This is a genomic window from Rhodococcus sp. EPR-134, assembly GCF_001647205.1.
GTDB classification, from domain to species: Bacteria; Actinomycetota; Actinomycetes; order Mycobacteriales; family Mycobacteriaceae; genus Rhodococcus_F; species Rhodococcus_F qingshengii.
The window spans coordinates 1-20,064 of the sequence record NZ_LVCT01000469.1 but is presented as its reverse complement, the minus strand read 5'-3'; the positions used below and the strand labels follow the sequence as shown (position 1 = coordinate 20,064).

At 61.7% G+C, this 20,064-nt stretch carries 21 protein-coding genes and 1 pseudogene; 10 read left to right on the top strand and 12 right to left on the bottom strand.

Annotated features, from left to right (window positions below):
- Positions 1 to 34: 34 nt before the first annotated feature.
- Positions 35 to 1,651: an AraC family transcriptional regulator gene (locus A2J01_RS21700; RefSeq protein ID WP_064113552.1), complete on the top strand. Its 1,617-nt coding sequence runs from the start codon at positions 35 to 37 to the stop codon at positions 1,649 to 1,651.
- On the opposite strand, the gene A2J01_RS21695 is transcribed toward A2J01_RS21700, so the two are convergent.
- The gene (locus A2J01_RS21695) at positions 1,639 to 2,016 is read right to left on the bottom strand and encodes a VOC family protein (protein ID WP_030537422.1); all 378 of its coding nucleotides are present in this window, start codon (positions 2,014 to 2,016) and stop codon (positions 1,639 to 1,641) included. The genes A2J01_RS21700 and A2J01_RS21695 overlap by 13 nt on opposite strands.
- 100 nt (positions 2,017 to 2,116) lie before the next feature.
- On the opposite strand from A2J01_RS21695, the gene A2J01_RS21690 reads away from it, so the two are divergent.
- The 3 genes from A2J01_RS21690 to A2J01_RS21680 all read left to right on the top strand — a co-directional run bounded on the left by A2J01_RS21690 (position 2,117) and on the right by A2J01_RS21680 (position 3,727).
- Complete coding sequence (locus A2J01_RS21690) at positions 2,117 to 2,842, top strand: TetR/AcrR family transcriptional regulator (protein WP_007735703.1); 726 nt, start codon at positions 2,117 to 2,119, stop codon at positions 2,840 to 2,842.
- Positions 2,839 to 3,276 (top strand): hypothetical protein, encoded by a 438-nt coding sequence (locus A2J01_RS21685; RefSeq protein ID WP_064113551.1) that lies wholly within the window; start codon positions 2,839 to 2,841, stop codon positions 3,274 to 3,276. Before A2J01_RS21690 ends, A2J01_RS21685 begins: the two co-directional genes overlap by 4 nt.
- A gap of 88 nt (positions 3,277 to 3,364) precedes the next feature.
- Positions 3,365 to 3,727: a hypothetical protein gene (locus A2J01_RS21680; RefSeq protein ID WP_225320185.1), complete on the top strand. Its 363-nt coding sequence runs from the start codon at positions 3,365 to 3,367 to the stop codon at positions 3,725 to 3,727.
- A gap of 7 nt (positions 3,728 to 3,734) precedes the next feature.
- Here the strand turns inward: A2J01_RS21680 and A2J01_RS21675 are convergent, their stop codons facing one another.
- From A2J01_RS21675 to A2J01_RS36955, 4 genes and pseudogenes are all read right to left on the bottom strand, one after another.
- Positions 3,735 to 5,372, bottom strand: a complete 1,638-nt coding sequence (locus A2J01_RS21675) for an AMP-binding protein (protein ID WP_064113550.1) — start codon at positions 5,370 to 5,372, stop codon at positions 3,735 to 3,737.
- A gap of 14 nt (positions 5,373 to 5,386) precedes the next feature.
- The gene (locus A2J01_RS21670; RefSeq protein WP_003943225.1) at positions 5,387 to 5,851 is read right to left on the bottom strand and encodes a MaoC family dehydratase; all 465 of its coding nucleotides are present in this window, start codon (positions 5,849 to 5,851) and stop codon (positions 5,387 to 5,389) included.
- Between the two features lie 14 nt (positions 5,852 to 5,865).
- Positions 5,866 to 6,567: an MFS transporter gene (locus A2J01_RS36960; RefSeq protein ID WP_231915868.1), complete on the bottom strand. Its 702-nt coding sequence runs from the start codon at positions 6,565 to 6,567 to the stop codon at positions 5,866 to 5,868.
- 109 nt (positions 6,568 to 6,676) lie between these two features.
- A pseudogene (locus tag A2J01_RS36955) lies at positions 6,677 to 7,234 on the bottom strand (MFS transporter); the annotation flags it as partial.
- Positions 7,235 to 7,462: 228 nt separating this feature from the next.
- Between A2J01_RS36955 and A2J01_RS21660 the strand changes: the two are divergent.
- Both A2J01_RS21660 and A2J01_RS21655 read left to right on the top strand, forming a co-directional pair.
- Complete coding sequence (locus tag A2J01_RS21660) at positions 7,463 to 8,152, top strand: TetR/AcrR family transcriptional regulator (protein ID WP_007735696.1); 690 nt, start codon at positions 7,463 to 7,465, stop codon at positions 8,150 to 8,152.
- A 38-nt stretch (positions 8,153 to 8,190) separates the two neighbouring features.
- A complete protein-coding gene (locus A2J01_RS21655) occupies positions 8,191 to 9,042 on the top strand; it encodes a PHP domain-containing protein (RefSeq protein ID WP_064113549.1) in 852 nt (283 codons plus the stop codon).
- A gap of 298 nt (positions 9,043 to 9,340) precedes the next feature.
- Here the strand turns inward: A2J01_RS21655 and A2J01_RS21645 are convergent, their stop codons facing one another.
- Positions 9,341 to 9,868 carry a CinA family protein gene (locus A2J01_RS21645; protein ID WP_007735692.1) on the bottom strand — a complete coding sequence of 176 codons (528 nt, stop codon included), beginning with the start codon at positions 9,866 to 9,868 and terminating at the stop codon, positions 9,341 to 9,343.
- Between the two features lie 77 nt (positions 9,869 to 9,945).
- Positions 9,946 to 11,094, bottom strand: coding sequence for a glutamate--cysteine ligase 2 (locus A2J01_RS21640; protein ID WP_064113548.1), 1,149 nt, complete (start codon positions 11,092 to 11,094; stop codon positions 9,946 to 9,948).
- Between the two features lie 160 nt (positions 11,095 to 11,254).
- Between A2J01_RS21640 and A2J01_RS21635 the strand changes: the two genes are divergently transcribed.
- On the top strand, positions 11,255 to 11,560 hold the full coding sequence (locus A2J01_RS21635; protein WP_007735689.1) for a hypothetical protein: 306 nt from the start codon (positions 11,255 to 11,257) through the stop codon (positions 11,558 to 11,560).
- A 57-nt stretch (positions 11,561 to 11,617) separates the two neighbouring features.
- Here the strand turns inward: A2J01_RS21635 and A2J01_RS21630 are convergent, their stop codons facing one another.
- From A2J01_RS21630 to A2J01_RS21615, 4 genes are all read right to left on the bottom strand, one after another.
- Positions 11,618 to 11,887 carry a DUF7218 family protein gene (locus A2J01_RS21630; RefSeq protein WP_003943161.1) on the bottom strand — a complete coding sequence of 90 codons (270 nt, stop codon included), beginning with the start codon at positions 11,885 to 11,887 and terminating at the stop codon, positions 11,618 to 11,620.
- 87 nt (positions 11,888 to 11,974) lie between these two features.
- Positions 11,975 to 14,143 (bottom strand): catalase, encoded by a 2,169-nt coding sequence (locus tag A2J01_RS21625; protein ID WP_064113547.1) that lies wholly within the window; start codon positions 14,141 to 14,143, stop codon positions 11,975 to 11,977.
- 142 nt (positions 14,144 to 14,285) lie between these two features.
- Complete coding sequence (gene mbp1, locus A2J01_RS21620) at positions 14,286 to 14,522, bottom strand: microaggregate-binding protein 1 (RefSeq protein ID WP_003943084.1); 237 nt, start codon at positions 14,520 to 14,522, stop codon at positions 14,286 to 14,288.
- Between the two features lie 303 nt (positions 14,523 to 14,825).
- On the bottom strand, positions 14,826 to 15,290 hold the full coding sequence (locus tag A2J01_RS21615; RefSeq protein ID WP_231915867.1) for a hypothetical protein: 465 nt from the start codon (positions 15,288 to 15,290) through the stop codon (positions 14,826 to 14,828).
- Between the two features lie 281 nt (positions 15,291 to 15,571).
- On the opposite strand from A2J01_RS21615, the gene helR reads away from it, so the two are divergent.
- Entirely contained in the window at positions 15,572 to 17,794 is a 2,223-nt protein-coding gene (gene helR / locus A2J01_RS21610) for an RNA polymerase recycling motor ATPase HelR (RefSeq protein WP_082900929.1), read from the top strand.
- On the opposite strand, the gene A2J01_RS21605 is transcribed toward helR, so the two are convergent.
- Positions 17,756 to 18,517, bottom strand: a complete 762-nt coding sequence (locus A2J01_RS21605) for an IclR family transcriptional regulator (protein ID WP_054781114.1) — start codon at positions 18,515 to 18,517, stop codon at positions 17,756 to 17,758. The genes helR and A2J01_RS21605 overlap by 39 nt on opposite strands.
- A gap of 69 nt (positions 18,518 to 18,586) precedes the next feature.
- On the opposite strand from A2J01_RS21605, the gene A2J01_RS21600 reads away from it, so the two are divergent.
- Both A2J01_RS21600 and A2J01_RS21595 read left to right on the top strand, forming a co-directional pair.
- Positions 18,587 to 19,414: a 2-keto-4-pentenoate hydratase gene (locus A2J01_RS21600; RefSeq protein WP_064113555.1), complete on the top strand. Its 828-nt coding sequence runs from the start codon at positions 18,587 to 18,589 to the stop codon at positions 19,412 to 19,414.
- On the top strand, positions 19,411 to 20,064 hold a 654-nt coding region (locus A2J01_RS21595; RefSeq protein WP_064113545.1), incomplete at its 3' end, for an acetaldehyde dehydrogenase (acetylating). The genes A2J01_RS21600 and A2J01_RS21595, both read left to right, overlap by 4 nt.

Sequence of the window (20,064 nt, the reverse complement as noted above, 5' to 3'; positions counted from 1 at the left end):
ACTTAAGTCGCAAGGGTTGTCCAGGAGCGCCAACGTGTTACCACTATCGGGAAGGTCGGACGCAATCGACTTGGGGCCGATCCGCGCCTGCCGCACCGAGCCAAGCATCGGCCGCTCACCCCTGTTGTTCTGGGTTCTCGCAGGCAGTGGACGCGTCAGGACCGGATCGACCGTCTACGAGGTGCCGGCAGGCGAGTTGTTGTGGATCCCGGCGGGCGTGCGATATTCGATGGAGACGGACTCGGATTCCGTCGCGTTTCCCATCCTGCTTCCGCCCTCGAACGGCGTCAGCGCCGGGCCGGCTACCGTGACGCGTCTGCGCGTTCCGCCCGGATGGGAAGACAGACTGATCCACGAGTTCGTTCACAACCTGGGCTATCTGCGCGGCGACGCTGCACACCCGTCGTCCTTGTTCGAAATGATTACCCGGGCCGACGACGGGGCCACCTCGCTGCCGCAATTGCCGCAATCACGGGAAGCGTTCGAGATCGCGCACGCCCTGTTGCGAACACCTGGCACCGACGACACCGAGGCACAATTCGCGAAGCGTGCCGGGATCAGCATTCGAACGCTCCAGCGATACTTCGTGGAAGAAACCGGCCTCACCTTCACGCGCTGGCGGCTTCGAGCTCGGATCGCCGCGTCGTTGGAGTACCTGAAGCAGGACCGCGAGATCGGTTGGATTGCAAACGAAGTCGGCTTCGAAACGGGCAGCGGATTCACGCGTGCGTTCCGGTCCCAGATGGGAGAGAGCCCGAGCGACTATCGCCGCCGGGCCCTCTCCGGTCCAACCGATCGCAGCGTGGACACCGACAACGATCAAGCATTGGTCCGCATGCTCGCAGAGACCAGGCAGCCCGGGGAAACAGCGCCGCCGATACCGGCCAATGCGACGTGGCCGCGCGTCAACGGCGCCCACGTCGCCGTGTGGGTCTACCGAGGCCAAGCCCGGGTGGACGTCGCGGACCGCAGCTGGGAACTGCGCACCGGAGAGGCCATGATTCTTCCTGCAGGCGTCCTCAATACCGTCACGGTTCCGACTGGTTCACTGCTTCTGCCGCTCGGCTTCCGTTCCTCGAACGGGTCGACCGTATCTGCCGACGCCCTCGAGACCGTGCAGTTCTCCCCCGCTGACGAGTTGGCATTGCTGCACACTTTCGTCGCCGCCTACACGCCCTTGCGCCCGCGCGGCCACGACAGCGCCATGGCATTCGACATCATCGCCACCGGCCCTCTTGCACAACCGGTTTCGAACACCTCGCCCGCCGCTTCGATTGCCACACGACTGGCAGCGACGACCGCCGCCCGCCCGGCCGACCCTCGCACTCTGGACGAGTGGGCGCAAGAGTTCGGTACCGACGCGGCCAGGCTGCGCCGGGAGTTCCGTATCGAAACCGGCACCACGTATCCGCAGTGGCGATCGCTTTCACGGATGACCCAGGCACGCACCCAACTCCAACTCGGGGTTGCACCCGGCACGGTGTCGAGGAACCTGGGTTACGCGCACCTGCCCGCATTCAGCCGAGCGTTTCGCACTGCGCACGGGATCTCACCGCAGCGCTTCCAAGCCCAGTCCGTCGAACGCGCCCTCTGGTTACGTTCTGTGCCGCGCGCCGCGGAGCCGAGCGCTCGGGTTCTTCACACCCACTGAACGAGTTGCCACACGATTCCGTTGGCGTCGACGAACTGGCAGTAACGCTCACCCCACGGTTCCGTCTCCGGTTCGGTGACGACGGAGGCACCTTCAGCAGCGATGCGGGCGAACTCGGCGTCGACATCGTCGACCACGAATGCAATGAGCAAGCCTTGACCGGCCGGACCTGCGACGAAGTCGGGCTTGAACGTCCCGAGCCCGGTGCGCAGGAAGACCACGTTGACCCCGGCATCCGGATGATTCAGGGAAACGAAGCCGTCATCGGCCATGGCCTCGGTGAAACCGAAATGGGTTTTCGCGAAGTCTGCCGATGCGTCGGTGTCGGCGACGTTCAAGGACAGAGCAGTGCTGGTGATTTTCATCGTGGGCCTCCCATGATCGATAAACCTTATGCAGTGCATACAGTATGCACCGTATAAGGTATACCACCGTTGAGGTATTCCCGATTTCTGGAGACGACTGATGGCACGCGAACTGATCGACCTGCTCTGGCGCGATCACCCCCTCGCGCCGAAGGGTGGCACCCGCGGCCCGCGAGCGAAGGTCACCACCTCACAGGCGGTCGACGTCGCGATCTCCGTCGCGAATACCGACGGCCTCGACGCCGTGACGGTCCGCCGATTGGCCGCCGAACTCGGAATCTCGGGCATGGCGGTGTACACCCACGTCGGATCCCGCGACGATCTGCTGGTGCTCATGGTCGACGCCGTACACGGACACAGCCCACTCCTGCCGTACGGGAACATGACCTGGCGCCAACGTGTGCGTCGGGTCGCCGAGGAAGAACTTGCCCTCTATACGGAGCATTGGTGGCTCCTGGACATCTCCGATCAGCGCTCCGCGTTGGGTCCGGGAACTATCGCGAAGTACGACCACGAACTTCACGCCTTCGACGGCACGGGACTGAGCGACATCGACCGGGACTCCGCCCTGACATTTGTCGCCGACTTCGCCCGATCCTCGGCGCAAGCGCGGCGCCCTGACCCCCGAGCAGCCGACATGGCCGAGGTGTGGTCGTCCTGGAACCAGCGTCTGGCTGCTTATCTCGGCGACGACTTCCCGCTGGCGCAGCGAGTCGGAGGGGCGGCCGGCGAGGCCAAGAACTCCCCGTACAGCCCCGAGGCGGCCTGGGAGTTCGGGCTGGACCGGGTACTGGACGCCCTGGACGGCCTCATTCACATCGAATGACATTCCTGCAATTCGTGGGAGACAATGTGTCCGTGCAGCGTTTCGGTTGGTCTCGACGGTCCGACGGCGACCCTTCGGTGCTCGAACCGCGAGAGCTGTTGCACGCCTACGAGAATCGATCGACTCGAGAGGTACGAGATTCCGGCGAGCTTCTCATCGAGATTCCGCTGAGCGACGCGAGCATCGTCGAGATCACCGTTCTTGATGCCTCTGCGGGCTGGATCGACTCCCGCGTGCGAGGACTCTGCAGTTCCCTGGACAAGATCGACCGCCGGGCTCAACGCGTACTTCGAGGGGGATTCAGCATCGGCTGGATCGAACTCGAATCGGAGCGCCACGGCGTCATCGACTACTGGGAAAACGGGGTCAACAACGAATACCCCATCTCCATCGTGTGGAATGGAAACTCCTGGGAAGAAGCGGCAACCACCTAGCCTCGAAATCAGCGGAATACATCCGCGAAGACGGGGTAGACGAGTACATACCAGCGGCACATCGACTCAACTCCAGGCGTGGTGGACAATGTTTCTCAGCGACCAGTCAATTCGTCACCACACCCGCCGTTTCGGAGCAGCTCTGTCGCCTTCACACAAGTGGCCTCCGCCCACCGAAACACAGCGCATCGCACGCTGGAGTGAGCGGTCTGAGATGCTCGGCGCGCTGTCGGTACTCCTGTTCTGGGCTTTCGGCTTCGGCATCCTGCTGGGCGTCGGCGCGATCACAACAGGAATCTTCGCGCTCCGACGTCACCCGAAGAAGTCTGGCGGGCATCTGCTCTCGAATGCCCGCCAGCTGCCATGGGATGCAATAGTCGGCCTCTTCACCGGATTCATCGGTCTGGCACTGAGCGGCTGGTTCTTCGTCGTGGTCCTACCCAACATGTAGCCCTCTGCTAGCCGAGTCCGTTCGCGGAGGTGGCCAGCGCTCGGAGTTCACGTCGGAGGATCTTGCCGGTAGTGGTGAGCGGCAAGCTGTCGATGAACGTGATCTCCCTCGGGTACTGGTAGAAAGCAAGGCGACTTTTCACGTGGGTCTGCAACTCCGAACGGAGCTCCTCCGAGGAGTTCGACCCCTCGGACAGTACGACAAAAGCGTGAACCGCTTCGCCGCGCAACGGATCCGGAACACCGATGACACCTGCCATGGCTACCTCGTCGTGCGAGAGCAGGCACTCTTCGATCTCTCCGGGGCCGATTCGGTACCCCGCGGACGAAATGACGTCATCGGCACGTCCCTGGTACCAGAAGTTCCCGGCGTCATCAGTCCGACCCAGATCACCGGTGTGAATCCAACCGTCGTACACCTTTTCATCGGTCTTCGACGGCTGGTTCCAATATCCGAGGAACTGTCCGGGGTTGCCTGCCTTCACACAGATCTCGCCTACCTCACCAATCTCGACCGGCTCGCCGAGTGGATCGAGGAGGGTGACTTCGAAGCCGGGGAAGGCGCGGCCCATCGAACCGCTGGCGGGACTCCACTTCGACCGCGACGTGCCGATGGTCAGATTCATTTCCGTCTGCCCGTAGAACTCGTTGACAGCTACGCCGAGAGTGCTCGCAACCCAGGCTTGCAGCGCGTCACCGAGTGCCTCACCACCGGTTCCCAATGCCCGCAGCTGAATACCACGCGCAGCAGTCTTGTCGACGCCGATGCTTCGCATCTGCTTGAGGGCAGTGGGAGGAATGAAGGCGCCCGTCACCTTGTGACGGCTCAGAATCTCGACCGCACGCGAAGGCGTGAATTTGTCGGGCGTCGCAACTACGGGGCACCCCAACGCAAGTGCGGGGAACAGTACGTCGAACAAACCACCGATCCAGGCCCAGTCTGCCGGCGTCCAGAAGACGTCTCCCAGCTGCGGAGCATTGTCGAACGCCGTCCGCATACCGGGCATGTGCGCCAGGAGAATTCGGTGCCCGTGGAGCGCGCCTTTCGGATTCCCGGTCGTCCCTGAGGTGTAGATGATGATGGCATGTGAATCGGGGCCCGTGGCTACCAGTTCACTACTTTCTGCGGCATCGTCGACGAGGCTGTGGAAATCGAGGATTTGCACGGGCGTCGAATCGGAGAGCCGATCGAGCCTTCCGACCACGATTACGGCTTCGAGACCCGGCATCTCACCGATTCCGTCGGCAACTCTTTCATAGCAGTCCTTCTCGACCACAAGAACTTTCGCGCCGGAGTCACGCATCCGATGTACTAACGCATCCGATCCGAACTTGACCGAAAGTGGAACGGTGACCATTCCGGATCGGAAGGCGCCCAGATGTGTCGCCAGAACCTCGATTCCCTGTGGGACCATCACACCGACGCGATCGCCTGAGACCAGGCCGAGATCCGCGAGCACGGTCGCGAACTTTCGGCTCATCGTGGCGACTTCACCGAATGTGTACCGCGCCCAGTGCCCACCGGTGTCTACGACGAGGGCCAGATCATCGGGATTCTGTACATCGACACATGCGTGCGCAATGTTGAAGTGCTCTGGCACAGCCCATTCGAAGTGTTCTGCTTCGAGGTCCTGCCACCATGACATATGCCGCCGAGAACTCACCGAGCACCCACTTCGAGGTCGAGGGAATGGGTCTCGCCTACCAGGAATGAGAATTCGCCGGAGAAGACAAGGTCTCCGTCTTGGTTGACGAGTGAGCCTTTCGACGTCACGATCGCGGTCTCACCGTCCGAGCGAGGGCGCACCGACAGCACTTCCGACACCGCATGCACCGAGTCGCCGAGGTAAGTCGGCCGGTGGAATCTGACCTGATCGAGCCCGTAGAAGCACTGCAGGTAACGGGGGTCCAACTCCACCAGACCGAGCAAGGTGGACAACATGAGGGCACCGTGGGCGATCTGGCGACCGAAGCGCGTCTGCTGCGCGTAGTCGGGGTCGAGGTGAAGGGGATGGCGGTCCCAGGTGAGGTCGGCGAAACTTCGCACATAGTCTTCGGTGACGACCCGCGGGTCCGTCACCGCAATGTCTCCGACAGAGATCTCTTCGAAACTCTTTGTGATCATTGAAGTTTCCTCTATTAGTTGACAACCGTGGAGCGTTGATCGACCGGCGGCAGATACGCCCCGTTGTCATCGATGTACATGTCGCGACTTCCTTCGTCGAGGTCGGTGTCACGGACGAAGTAGACGCTGATCAGCGAAATAACAGACAGGGCAGCGATATACACAGCGACCGCAAGCGATCCACCGGTTGCGCGAACCAACATGGCGGCAACCATCGGCGCGATTGCACCACCCAAGAGCACCCCGATCTGAAAAGCGATGGACGCTGCGCTGTACCGCACCCGTGCGTCGAACAGTTCCGCGATGAACGTCGCCTGCGGCCCGTACGAGATGCTGAGCATGAATGCGCCGACTGCCAATGCGCCGGTGGTGATCCAGAAGTTGCCGGTATCTATCGCGGCGAATGCAACGAAGACCCACACTCCCATGCCGGTGATGCCGACCATCAGGATCCGGCGTCGGCCGAATTTTTCGGACAGTTGACCGAAGATCGGAATGAAGATGACTGCAACGAGCGCGGACACCATGACCGCTCCGAGCATGAGGTTTCCGGACAGCAGATCGAACTGATCGGCGTAGGTCAGGCTGTAGGTGTTGAGGATGTAGAAGTAAGCGCCCGTGCTGATCATCGAACCTGCGGCAAGAATGATTTGACGAGGGTAGTTCTTGAACGCGTCGACCATCGGAATCTTGACCGCAGTGTTCTGCTGCTTCACGCGAGCGAATGCGGGAGTCTCTTCCAACGCGGTGCGAATGTAAAGCCCGGGCGACCAACGCGATACTCAGCAGGAAGGGAATTCTCCACCCCCACACCAGGAATTGGTCCCCGGTGAGCGCCTTGGTGCCGAACATGACGGCCGTCGCCAGCAGAAGGCCAGCAGGCACACCGACCTGCGGCATACTGCCGTAGAAACCGCGGCGGTTCTTGGGTGCGTATTCCACAGCAGTCAGAACTGCACCGCCCCACTCACCCCCGACGCCGAAGCCCTGAATCAGTCTCAGCAATACGAGAAGAATCGGGGCCCACACACCGATCTGGGCGGAGGTCGGAAGGACGCCGACCAGGAACGTCGCTGCTCCCATCAAGAGAAGTGCGAGCACCAAGACCTTCTTGCGTCCGATGCGGTCGCCGAAGTGGCCCATCACAACACCGCCGAGTGGCCGCGCCAGGAAGCCGACAGCGAAGGTGGCGAAGGAAAGAATTGTCGCCAGCGCGGGGTCTGCGCCCGAAAAGAACAGCGGCGCAAAGACCAACGCGGCGGAGGCGCCGTAGATCTGAAAGTCGTACCACTCGATCGTGGTGCCGACCAGAACCGATCCGGCCACACGCCGCAGGGCAGGCCTGTCGACAGTTGCGGGAGATGGGGGATTCGCGTCGTTCATGTCATTGCTCCTTGTATGGAGTGCCCTGTTAGCTCTCGCACCGAGAGGGAGGCTCGACAAGGAGACTATGCAGTGACCCAGGGCACAGTCAAGCGTATTTCAATCGATCGATTGATTAGTTGAGATGCAATTTGCCAGTTCACAAACAGCTATCAATCGACTGATTGACAGCCGGTCGATTTCGGCGGCGATGCTAGCATGATTGGGCAACCAACCGAAATGAGGATCATGGACCTGGGGCGCGTTCAACGGGCGGCAGTCACGCTGTTCGCGACGAAAGGATTCGCCGCCACCGGCATTCGTGAGCTCGGAGCCGAAGCCGGCATCAACTCGGCAACGCTCTACCACTACGTCGGCAGCAAAGAGTCACTGTTGGCCTCGATCATTCGGTCCTGCCTCGACGAGCTGACGCAGTCGGGAGAGCGGGCAATGCGCCGAAGCGCCGATCCCGTAGTCCAGCTCGCCGGCCTGGTGTCGTCACACGTCGGCATTACCGCCGTCAACCAACTGACTGCCCGCGTCGCCGAGTACGAGATGCGCGGGTTGACCGGAGACAACCGCATCGAGTTGCAGACCCTGCGCGACGAGTACGAGCAACTTTTCGGACAGATCCTCGAACGCGGACAACGCGTGGGCGCCTTCGACATCGAAGATCTGGCATTGAGCCGACTCGCGATACTCGAGATGTGTACCGGGGTCGCGCATTGGTACCGGCCCGGTGGGCGTCTCGAGTTGGAAGATGTCCAGCGATTCTTCGTCAGCACCACGTGCAAGCTTCTGTCGGTTCCGTCCGACGAACTGCACGGTGTGGAGTTCATTCACGACGTCCGAAAGCTGGACAGCGAGCCCGAGACTCAGTCCTCCGAGATCTGGGGAACCACTGCACAGAGCGAATTCGCGCGACAGTCCGAGCTTTAACCGCCCCTCGAAACTCCCGGCTCTGGTACGAACTGAACATGCAACTACCCGCGGACAGTCATGTTCACAGCGAGTGGTCGTGGGACACCGGCGGACCGCTGTCGCACGCATCCGGACGAATGCAACAGACTTGCGCGCGTGCCGAAGCAATCGGATTGCCGGCGTTGGTGTTCACCGAGCATCTCGACTTCGATGCTCGGTGGCGCACAACCGCCGCAGATCTGATGCCCCATCAACATCACCTGCTGAGCACCGACGGCTATGTCCGCGCACCGATCCTCGACGTCGACGGCTATCTCGACAGCATCGAACGATGCCGACACCGTTTTCCTGAATTGCGGATACTCACCGGCGTCGAGTTCGGACAACCGCACCTGCACGAAGCGCAGGCGTCGCACCTCCTTGATCGCGGTGTCATCGACCGGGTATTGGGTTCCTTGCACACGCTCGAAGTCGGCGACGATCGGAGTGAACCGAACACTCTGTTTCGAAAGTGGAGTGCCGACGAAGTCATGTGGGCATACCTCGATGAGATCCCGCGTATGGTGGCTGGCTCTCGGACCTTCGAGGTGTTCGCCCATATCGACTACGCGGTGCGTGCATGGCCGATCGAAAGTGCCGGACCTTTCGATCCCCGTCGATTCGAAGAGGGATTCCGAAATGCGATGCGCGCCATCGCCGACAGCGACCGGATCCTCGAGATGAACACCCGTCGGCTGTTGCCCTGGATACCCCAATGGTGGGGCGAAGAGGGAGGTAAAGCGGTGACATTCGGCAGCGATGCACATGTGCCCGAAGCTCTGGCAGCCAATTTTCCGGAAGCGACCGCGATGCTCGCGCACTACGGATTCCGTCCGGGTCAACGTCCCGAAGAGTATTGGACCCGCTGATCCGCCTGATTCCCAGACCGATATTTCCGTGAACTCGGGTTGTCGGAGACGGATCAACCCGCAATAGTCGATGTATGGATCGGTACAAAATCACGATGCCCGACGGCTCTTCGACCGAGGAACCTTTCAATTCCGACAAGGAAGCAATCACTTGCGCAGTGGATGCGAACCGAGGAGTCAGCAAGAACCTCGTAGTCGAAAAATACACGGCCGACGGTCATCTGGTTCCAACCGCGCAGGCGCCTGCGAAACACACAGGTCGTCACAAGAAGAACCGTTCGAAGAGTTGAAAACTCGACTAGTTCACAACTCTCGAACTCGGCGTGTGGCGACCGGATGCGTGACGCAGAAGTAGTTGGATCGCGTGCTCGACAGTTGCACCGAGGACAGCTTCGGGGTCGCCCGAGAAAACCTGCTTCTCCGTTTCGGCGGTCCCATGGTCGACGACTCCGAACCACACAGTTCCGGGTCGAACGTTCTCCTGGGTATCAGGGCCGGCTTCACCGGTGACGGCCAGTGCCAGCGACGCACCCATCAGAGTGGCGGTGCTGTGCGCCATGACCCTGGCTGCCTCTTCGCAGACCACTGGCCCGTCCGGAACATGAAGTACGGAATGTTTCACCTCGCGGGTGTACGCGACGATCCCACCACAAAACCACGATCCGGCGTCCGGCGCCTTTCCCAGATGTGCGGCGATGTTCCCGGCAGTCAACGATTCCGCCGTCGCCACCGACAGACCGTGTTCCTCTACTGCCGCAGCCAATTGCCTGCACATATCGTCGAGATCCTTGTCCGACGGAAGCTCGGGTCGTGGATCGCCATTCATATGTTCCTCCTCCTGCAGTCCGATCGGTGACTTCGACAAGACATTGAAAGTTCTCGAATGCCCATTCCAACCGTGCCTTACAGCTCACTGCCCCCTTGCGAACTGCACCCTTCGAAAGTGCGTCGAGCGCACTCCTCGATCACATCAGCTACACGTGACCGACGCGTGAGTTCACGGCGCTGCACGATCGCCCCGTTTCCGTTACTGAACACCTTGCCCAAGGAGGCCGTGACCTGCTCGAATTCTCCGAATGCAGTCAACGCAGGTTCGACGTGATCCACCAATTGCCGAACCGCCTGGTGTGCAGTCAGCAAGCGCACGGATTCCACGTCGAGCGACCTCCCGTCGAGTCCGTCACGCGCCGCCCGCCAGCAAGCCGCGCGGAGTAGCTCGTGATCGACAGCAGGCGCTGCTTCACCTTTCGTGATCGCGGCGGATGCGGTACCGACGAGTGCCTGCACCAGTGTGGCCAGAGTCATCGTCTCCTCCACGGTGGCGGGCACGTCGCTGATCCGAATCTCCACGGTGGGAAGGTGATCCGACATGCGCACATCCCAATAGACCATGTGTGGATCGAGAATGACCCCTGTCTCCAGCATTGCTGCAACAGCATCTTCGTAGTGCGCCACGGACTCGAAGTAGGGCGGCGGACCCGAACTGGGCCATCGGCCGAACAGAACGTAACGCCAACTCGCATAACCGGTATCGCGACCGGCGCTGATCGGAGAGTTCGCCGTCAGTGCCAACAAGGTCGGTAACCAAGGGCGCAGATGGTTGATGATCTGGACCGATCGTTCTCGATCTTCCACACCGACATGAATGTGGCAACCACACATCACACCTTCGGTGATCGCTCTGAATTGACCGGCCATTCGCTGGTATCGCGACGTTTGAGTGATCTCGTCCACCGGCGGATCGTAGAACGGCGTCCCGACTGCGATGAGTTGACAACCCACACGGGCAGCGGCGTCGGCGGTGACGGCACGCGACTCACAGAGTTGATCACGAAGATCACGAATATGGTTTCCGATCGACGTAGACGTCTCCACCTGACAGCGCGTGAGTTCGAGTTGCAGCGAGATACCGAGTTCCCGCCCGGCGGCAGCAACCTCGGAGTTGCGCAGAGTGGGATGTCCAGTCTGCGGATCGCAGAGCAAGAACTCCTCTTCGACACCGAGAGTCGGTGTACCTACCGAGAATATGTCGGGAGTCGGCTTCGCGTTCATAGGGCTTCCTCGCACCGGTTTTCATCCACATCCGATACTTCGAGCGTACGACCTTCTACCCCTTTCGGCACTACTCCGACCGTTTCATCCAGTCACCGATCGGGTAGTTGCCCTGTGGACCGACGACGAGCGAAGAATCGCAAGTCTTCATGAGCTCAGGATGGAGTGTGCCGTGACAAACGCGAGCGAAAGTTCACCGGTAGATGACGAACACACAAATCGATCGCACGTAGGGGAGGCAATCAGCGACGGTCGCAACTATCCCGGATACCTGCTGATCGGGCTGGGTCTGGCAACACTCGGATTGACCTTGGTGGCAGCAGGTTACGGATTTCGTGGTTGGGCAGTCATTGCCGGCGTCGTGTGTGTGGTGTCCTTCATCGTCGGAACACTGGCCATCTTGATGGAACACCGACGGGTCAAACGACTGGAAGGTCAGGAACTCTTCGATCAAGAAGGGCACTGAACCGACCGCTCGAGTCGTATTCTGCTCAAGCAGAATACGACTCGAGCAGAACACAGCTCAGTGAGTGCGGAGCTGCTCGATCAGCTCACCCTTGTTCAGCTTCGAATAGCCGTGCAGATCGAGTTCCTTGGCACGTTTCTTCAGCTCGTCGACTGTCCACTCCTCGTACGGCGAGGATTGTCCGCCGGACTTGGCGACATTCGACCGCCCTCGATTGGCGGCCGCATTGGAGATTCGGGCCGCCTTCTCCTTGGAATCGCCCTTCTCGCGTAGCTCTTCGTAGAGTTCTTGATCCTTGAGTTGAGGTTGTGAGTCCTTGCGAGCCACTGTTTCGTCCCTTCACTCGTCTTCACTCCGACGGTGTGGCCGAACTGGCAATTCGGCCACACCGCAGGTTCGAACTTACGTCGGCACTCAGGATGTAGGCGGCACCTCGAAACGCCCCCACACGCGGTGCGTCTTCAGAAGCTGAACCAGCGAGGCGAGCGCTCCTTCCGCGTCTGCATCGACGACGACTCCCAATGCAGACTCGTCGATACCGGCCGCAGCCAGCGCACTCATGCTTTCTCCCCAACCACCAATCGCCTTGCTGTGACGATACATTTCGTTCAGCAGAGTCTCCACCCGTGGATCCAACTTGCCCTCGCCGATCCGAGAAACGTCGCCACTCAGCAGGATTGCATCGAATTCGATCGAACGAGCTGTGAGGTAGGTTCGCTGCACCGTCACCGCGTCGTCACCGTCCCCGATGGTTCCGCCGTGCGGGCCGAGGATCAGCGGCACCATGCCGGCGTCGAAGATCTTGTCTCGAACGGCGACAACCGTTTCGAGATCGGAGTTCTCATCGACCAGTAGTGCGATGATCCTTCCGTCTACCGGCCATTCCGCACCAACCTGGGACAGTGCAGGGCTGAGCTCCGGATCACTCAACGGCTCGGTCGGTTCGGGAACCGGAAGGCCAAGCCCCCCTGCGACGATCGACACGAGACCCGCGTCGATATTTGCCAAGATGCCCAGATTCCGGGTCTTGATGTTCTCCTCGTAGCACTTACCCAATTCGAAGGTATACGCCTGCGCGACGTGCTCCTGTTCGACAGGGGAGAGACTGCGATAGAAGAGTCGAGCTTGCGAGAAGTGATCGTCGAACGATGCCGGCGCCTGCCTCACCTTTCGCCCTGAAACTTCTTCGGGCACCTCGATATAGGCCGCGCTCTCCGCCGAGGCCAAGAACGGGCACCCACCGTCCAACGAATTGGGATGGTACGGCGCAACTCCGGTATGTACACCGTCCTGATGAAAGCCGTCGCGAAGCATGTCGTTGACAGGCGCGTGAGGCCGGTTGATCGGGATCTGATCGAAATTGGGGCCACCGAGTCGCGTGATCTGGGTGTCGAGGTACGAGAACAAACGCGCCTGCAGGAGACGATCGTTGGTGATGTCGACACCCGGAACCAAGTGACCCGGATGGAATGCAACCTGCTCGGTCTCGGCGAAGAAGTTCGTCGGATTGGCGTCGAGTGTCATCGTTCCGATGACCTGAACCGGCGCGAGTTCTTCGGGCACGATCTTGGTGGGATCCAATAGATCTATGCCTTCGAACATTTCGTCTTCGGTATCAGGGAACACCTGCACGCCCAGATCCCAGGACGGATATGCGCCCGCCTCGATGGCGTCGGCAAGATCGCGTCGATGGAAATCCGGATCCACACCGCCGGCGATCTGCGCTTCCTCCCACACGAGTGAATGCACTCCGGCGGCCGGCTTCCAGTGGAATTTCACCAGATTCGTCTCGCCGTCGGCATTCACGAGCCTGAACGTGTGAATACCGAAGCCCTCCATCATGCGATAGGAGCGCGGGATGCCGCGATCGGACATGTTCCACAATGTGTGCGCCGTGGCCTCGGTGTGCAGCGACACGAAATCCCAGAATGTGTCGTGCGCGCTCTGCGCCTGCGGGATCTCGCGGTCCGGGTGGGGCTTCGCGGCATGGATGATGTCCGGGAATTTTATGCCGTCCTGGATGAAGAACACCGGGATGTTGTTGCCCACCAGGTCGAAGACACCTTCGTCGGTGTAGAACTTGGTGGCGAAACCGCGTGTGTCGCGTACGGTGTCCGCCGAACCTCGTGAACCCAGCACCGTCGAGAACCGCACGAACACCGGGGTTCGAGCACCGGAAGCGAACACCGATGCTTTACAGATGTTTTCGGCCGCGCCATTCGCCAGGAACGTTCCGTGTGCGGCCGCCCCGCGGGCGTGGACGACGCGCTCCGGAATTCGCTCGTGATCGAAGTGTGTGATCTTCTCACGCAGGTGGTGGTCTTGAAGAAGAGTCGGGCCACGCTCGCCGGCAGTGAGTGAGTGGTCGGTCTCGTAGAGACGTGTACCGGTTGCGGTGGTGAGGTACTCCCCCCGCTGGCCGCGACCATTTCCCTTCACCTTCTCCTCGGCACCCGCGACGGTACGCACCTCCGGCTGCCGCTGGTCATCCTTGGGCGGCAACGGCTGTCGAGGCTTGACCGGCTCTTTCAGGTCCGGCGCTTTCGGGGCCGGTGCACCTGGGACGGACTGAGATGAAGGCATCGAACAGCTCCTCTTGATCGTCATGCTGGGCGCAAGAATCTTGTTACGCCTTATGTAAGTAGAGATTTCAAACTGAACGCGGAGCCACGACTCACCCCCGGCTGGGATCAATCCCAGGCCGAGGGTGACGAGTGCGTCAGGGCTATTGCTCGGACTTCTGTCGCGCTTCGTCCGCGGCCGCTTCTGCGCGAGCCTTCTCGGCTTCTGCCTCTTTCTTCGCGACTTCTCGCTGGCTTTCGGCCTTGTCCTGCTGGGCGCGGCCCTCTCGGGTCAAACTGTCGTTTCCGGAAACCGCACCCACGGCTTCCTTGGCCTTACCCTTGACGTCCTCTACGACGCCTTTGATTCCCTCGCTGGGACCGCTCTTGTCATCTGGCACGTTGACCCTCCAATACGTTTCGGATTGTTGCTCAGGAATCCCACACAGGTAGGAATCCCCCACAGAAGGCCCTACCCCGTCGAAATTCGCATAAACATCCGTGCACCGACACTCCGCAACGCGTACAAGAAGCGGCCACCGAGGGGAGTGCCGTTCACTCTCGTGTGTTATTCAGTGCTCATGAGCCAGTTACAGACCGATCCCCCCCGTGGGCGGAACGCTGTCCACGATTCGCGCGCTTGCGCCCAACCTGGCTCCGAGCGAGCGACGCGTCTCGAACATCTCAAATAGCAAACAGCATTCTCAGAAACTGTTTACCGGGCACAGGAATTGGCGGGACTCGTTCCAGAAGGGGAAGAGGTCGGTGGTGGTGGCCGTGGGGTGGTCGATCTCGGCGAGAGGGTAGAAATCGAGAATCGTCCGCCCGGCGGTTGCGCTGACCTCGCATGCCTGCAAGCTCAGTTTCGCCTCCGCCACGAAGCCGATACTGCGGGCGAAAGGTCCGAGGGTCCCGGCATTGACAAAACCCTCGAGGTTTTGTCCCCACTGGTTGTAGTCCGACTGCAAAGCAAAGCTGCATGTTTCACCGAACAACTCGGTGCAGGTTGTCGGCTTCCCACCGATCGTGTGAACCGTATCGGCGAGCTCGTGCGAAGTACCTTCGCGCGGTGATCCGGAAAGGAGAAGCAAGACGGCGACGGCCAAGGCAACGACCAGAAGGATGCTCGCGGCCGTTGCCAGTATCGCCTTCACAATCCCTCGATCCACGTAAGTTCATGAGGGGAACCGTTTTTGGAACACCGGTCACTGGATTTGTACCCGTGACACTCGGGGTCCAAACATCGACCAGGCTGGGAGCCGTGCATCAGACTGGGGGGTCGCGAGAGGATCTGTGGGAAAAAGCCGAGGGAGGATCGACACTCCCTTCCACTATCAATGTATATCGTACCGGGGGCCTTGCGGCAAGGCCCGGGTAGTGCCGCAGAATGGCCCTTCCGATCCCGCACGACCCACTACGGGATCGGAACAGCCAGCGGAAGTGAGGGCACGTGCCAACCCAGGGATACGAAGAAGAACTGCGATCCGAGCGGAACTATGTGGAGGCACTCTACGCACGCCTCGATGCGGAGCGCGCCCGAGTCAAGGGCAGGTACAGCACCGCTCTGCGCGGAAACGGCGAAGCACTCATGGAACGCGATGCAGAGGTGCGCGCGCTCGCCAAAGAGGTGAAGAGGCTGGACGTAGCCGACAACGGCCTGTGCTTCGGCCGGTTGGACTCGCTGTCGGGTGAGACTTCGTACATCGGCCGAATCGGCCTTCTCGATGCGGACAACGACTACGAACCGGTGCTGCTCGATTGGCGGGCGCCGGCATCTCGCCCGTTCTACGTTGCCACCGCTGCAAACCCGGAGAACATGCGTCGACGCCGTCAGTTCCACACACGCAGTCGACACGTGGTCGATTTCACCGACGAGGTACTCGGGCGCCCTGACGGCGCAGAACACGACACCCACAGCGATTCCGCCTTGCTCGCTGCGGTTAACGCACCGCGAGGTGAGGGCATGCGCGACATCGTGGCCACGATCCAGGCCGAGCAGGACGACATCGTCCGACTCGAACACCCCGGGGTGCTGGTGATCGAAGGTGGCCCCGGTACCGGGAAAACCGTCGTCGCCTTGCACCGCGTCGCCTACCTGCTCTACACGCAGCGAGAGCGAATGGAACGTCACGGCGTTCTCGTGGTCGGGCCGAACCCGGCGTTCCTGAACCACATCGGCCGCGTGCTGCCCTCGCTGGGCGAGTCCGACGTGGTGTTCATGACCACCGGTGATCTCGTTCCCGGTCTACGCGTCACTGCCGAGGACACTCCGGAGGCCGCTGGGCTCAAAGGCTCGCTGAAGATCCTGGACGTTCTCGGCGCAGCGATTGCCGATCATCAGCGCTTGCCCGAGAACCCGTTGTTGATCGAATTGGCGGACGTCACAGTGCGAATCGACGCCGAAACTGCGGAGTGGGCTCGAGAAGAAGCTCGTTCGAGCGGACTCCCCCACAACGACGCTCGGACTGTGTTCACCGAAATCGTCACCTGGGCACTGACCGAGCGGGCGATAGCGCGGATCGGCAAGGGATGGTTGACACGCAGTGACCGTGAAGCCTGGGAACAAGTGCGCGCAGATCTGACCGCAGAGTTGGCGGAGAATGACGCGTTTGCCGCCGCACTCGACGCACTCTGGCCGATCTTGACACCGAAAGAGCTACTGACACAGCTGTTTACTTCGCCGGAACGCCTACGCAAGGCAGGCGCAGACGAGACACTGTTGCGCCGAGAGGGCGATGCCTGGACGGTGTCCGACGTTCCGCTTCTCGACGAATTGGTGGACATGCTCGGCCGGGACAAGCCCGTCGACCAGAGTGCCGAACGTGAACGCCGCGACGAGGCTGCGTATGCAGCGGGCGTGCTGGACATGATGATCAGTCGTGAAGACTTGATGGACGACGAGGATCATCTCCTCGCCCAGGACATGCTGTACGCCGAGGACCTGGCGGATCGTTTCGTCGAACGCGATACCCGGGAGCTCGCCGAACGCGCTGCTGCTGACCGAGACTGGACGTACAGGCATATCGTGGTCGACGAGGCACAAGAGCTGTCCGAGATGGACTGGCGAGTCCTGATGCGCCGCTGCCCGGACCGGTCTTTCACGGTGGTAGGTGATCTCGCGCAACGACGTTCACCCGCAGGTGCTCGCTCGTGGGCGACGATGATGGAGCCGTACGTCCCCGGCCGCTGGATCTACCGATCCCTGTCGGTGAACTATCGCACCCCCGCCGAGATCATGAGCGTCGCCGCCGCCTTGCTCGCCGAGTTCGCGCCAGACGTCCAGCCGCCCGAGTCCGTCCGCGCCTGCGGGGTCCAACCGTGGTCCAAGCGAATCTCCGCCGACGAACTAGCCTCCGCCATCGACGAATTCAATCAGGACGAGGCCGGACGCGAGGGTACGAGCGTCGTCATCGGACCTGAGGACGTGCCCGGCGCTGTGCCGGTTTCGGAAACGAAGGGCCTCGAGTTCGATGCCGTGCTCGTCGTGGAACCGGAGCGAATCATCGCCGACGGCCCACGCGGTGCGTCTGAACCCTATGTCGCCCTCACCCGCGCGACCCAACGTCTCGGCGTCCTACACGAGGGGCCATTGCCGCACGCATTGACCGGGCTCGTCCGGGTCGGGACGGCCAGATCACCGCAATCGTTCGCGGCGAGCGATCGTGCTGTGTAGGCCTTCGGCAGCAGCGCGCACGTAGGACACCTGGCTCTCGGGGACGAAGCGACTGGTGGGACCGGTGACACTGATGGCCGCGACGGGTTTGTCATTGGTTCCGAATACCGGCGCCGCAACGCATGCGAGACCCGGCGCTGATTCCTCGCGCTCGAACGCAATACCGGTCTCGACCACTCGGTTCAGTTGGGTGTTGAGAATGCCGGGCGCAACAATTGTGTGCGGGGTTCGGCGCGTCATCGGCTCCGACAGCACCTCGCGGCGAAACTCGTTGTCGGAGAATGCCAGGAGCGCCTTGCCGATTGCGGTGCAATACAGCGGTATCCGGCCACCGGTCCGGGACGGCGAGTTGGCTTGCCGGTGTCCGCCGATCTTCGCGACGTATACGACGTCGTGGCCGTCACGGACCCCCAGGTGGACTGTCTCGTGAGTCCGCTCGTACAGGTCCTGGAGGAACGGCATCGCCATCTCCAGGAGGCTACGTTCGAGAGAGGCGAGCATGCCGAGTTCGAAGAGGCCGCCGCTGAGCCGGTAGCCACCGTCGATACGGTCGAGTAGCCGGTTCGCGACCAGTTCGTTGGCCAGGCGGTGCACCGTTGCCTTGTGCAGTCCGGTCCGTTGGACCAAGACGGCGAGAGGCAACACGTGGTCGTCGGCCCGGAAGGCGCGCAGGATCGTCACCGCCTTGCCGAGTACGGTGTCGAGGTTTGCGCTGCCAGTCACCTCCCCAGCGTATCGCTGAGTGAGACAGTTCCCTGGCGCAATCTCGGTGCCGCGGCGAAAGTAGTGGCCATGAGCCAGCCCACGAATACCAGTACAGCTAGCGAGACCGACATCGCAGCTGCTGCGGACCGCCTCGCAGCCGCCATCGCGAGCGGCACTCCCTGCGCGCCAGTACGCGATCTGATCGGCGCCGACGACCTCGTCGCCGCCTACGCTGTCCAGCGCCGCGTCGACGAAATCCGTCGGCAGGCGGGGGCCGTGGTCGTAGGCCGCAAGATCGGCCTGACCTCGGTGGCAGTCCAGCAGCAGCTCGGTGTCGACCAGCCCGACCTCGGCGTGCTGTACGCCGACATGGAGTTCCCCGCCGGCGGCGCCATCCCCATGAGCCGTTTGATCCAGCCCAAGGTCGAAGCGGAAGTTGCCTTCGTGCTCGGTGCCGACCTCGTGGACGGACCGCTGGACAGTGCGCAGGTGCGCGGTGCGATCGACTACGCCGTCGCCGCGATCGAGATCTGCGACAGCCGCATCGAGTCGTGGGACATCAAGTTCGGTGACACCGTCGCCGACAATGCGTCCTCGGGCGTGTACGTCCTGGGAACCGAACGACGCACCCTCGACGAGGTGGAACCCGCCGGCGTCGTCATGTCGATGTCCGTCGACGGCACCGAGGTGTCCACCGGCGTCGGAACCGCCTGCCTGGGCGATCCGATCGAAGCCGTCGTCTGGCTCGCCCGCACTGCACGTGAGTTGGGGCAGCCGCTGACCGCAGGGCAGGTGATCCTGTCCGGCGCTCTCGGCCCCATGGCACCGGTCACCGCAGGCAACGAAGTCACCGTGACCGTCTCCGGGCTCGGTTCCGTCACCACCAGTTTCTCCAGCGAAGAGGACAACGCATGAGCAAGGTCAAGGTCGCGATCATCGGATCGGGCAACATCGGCACGGATCTGATGATCAAGGTGCTGCGTAACTCCGACTACCTGGAGATGGGCGCGATGGTCGGTATCGACCCCGCGTCGGACGGCCTCGCTCGCGCGGCAAGTCTGAACGTGCCGATCACGGCAGAAGGCGTCGAAGGCCTTGTCGGTCTGCCGAACTTCGACGAGATCGAGATCGTCTTCGACGCCACCTCGGCAAAGGCTCACGTGGCCAACAACGCGCGGCTGGCTCCCCTCGGCAAGCGCATGATCGACCTGACGCCTGCCGCGATCGGACCGTACGTCGTACCGGCTGTCAACGCGGACGAGCACTTGGACGCACCCAACGTCAACATGGTGACGTGTGGCGGCCAGGCCACCATCCCGATGGTTGCCGCTGTTTCTCGGGTCGTCCCGGTGGCGTATGCGGAGATCGTCGCGTCCATCGCCTCCAAGTCGGCCGGTCCCGGAACGCGCGCCAACATCGACGAGTTCACCGAGACCACGTCCGAGGCGATCGTGGCAGTCGGCGGCGCTCGTCGCGGCAAGGCCATCATCATCCTCAACCCCGCTGAGCCGCCGCTCATCATGCGCGACACGGTCTTCTGCCTCGTCGACGCACCGGACTCGGCT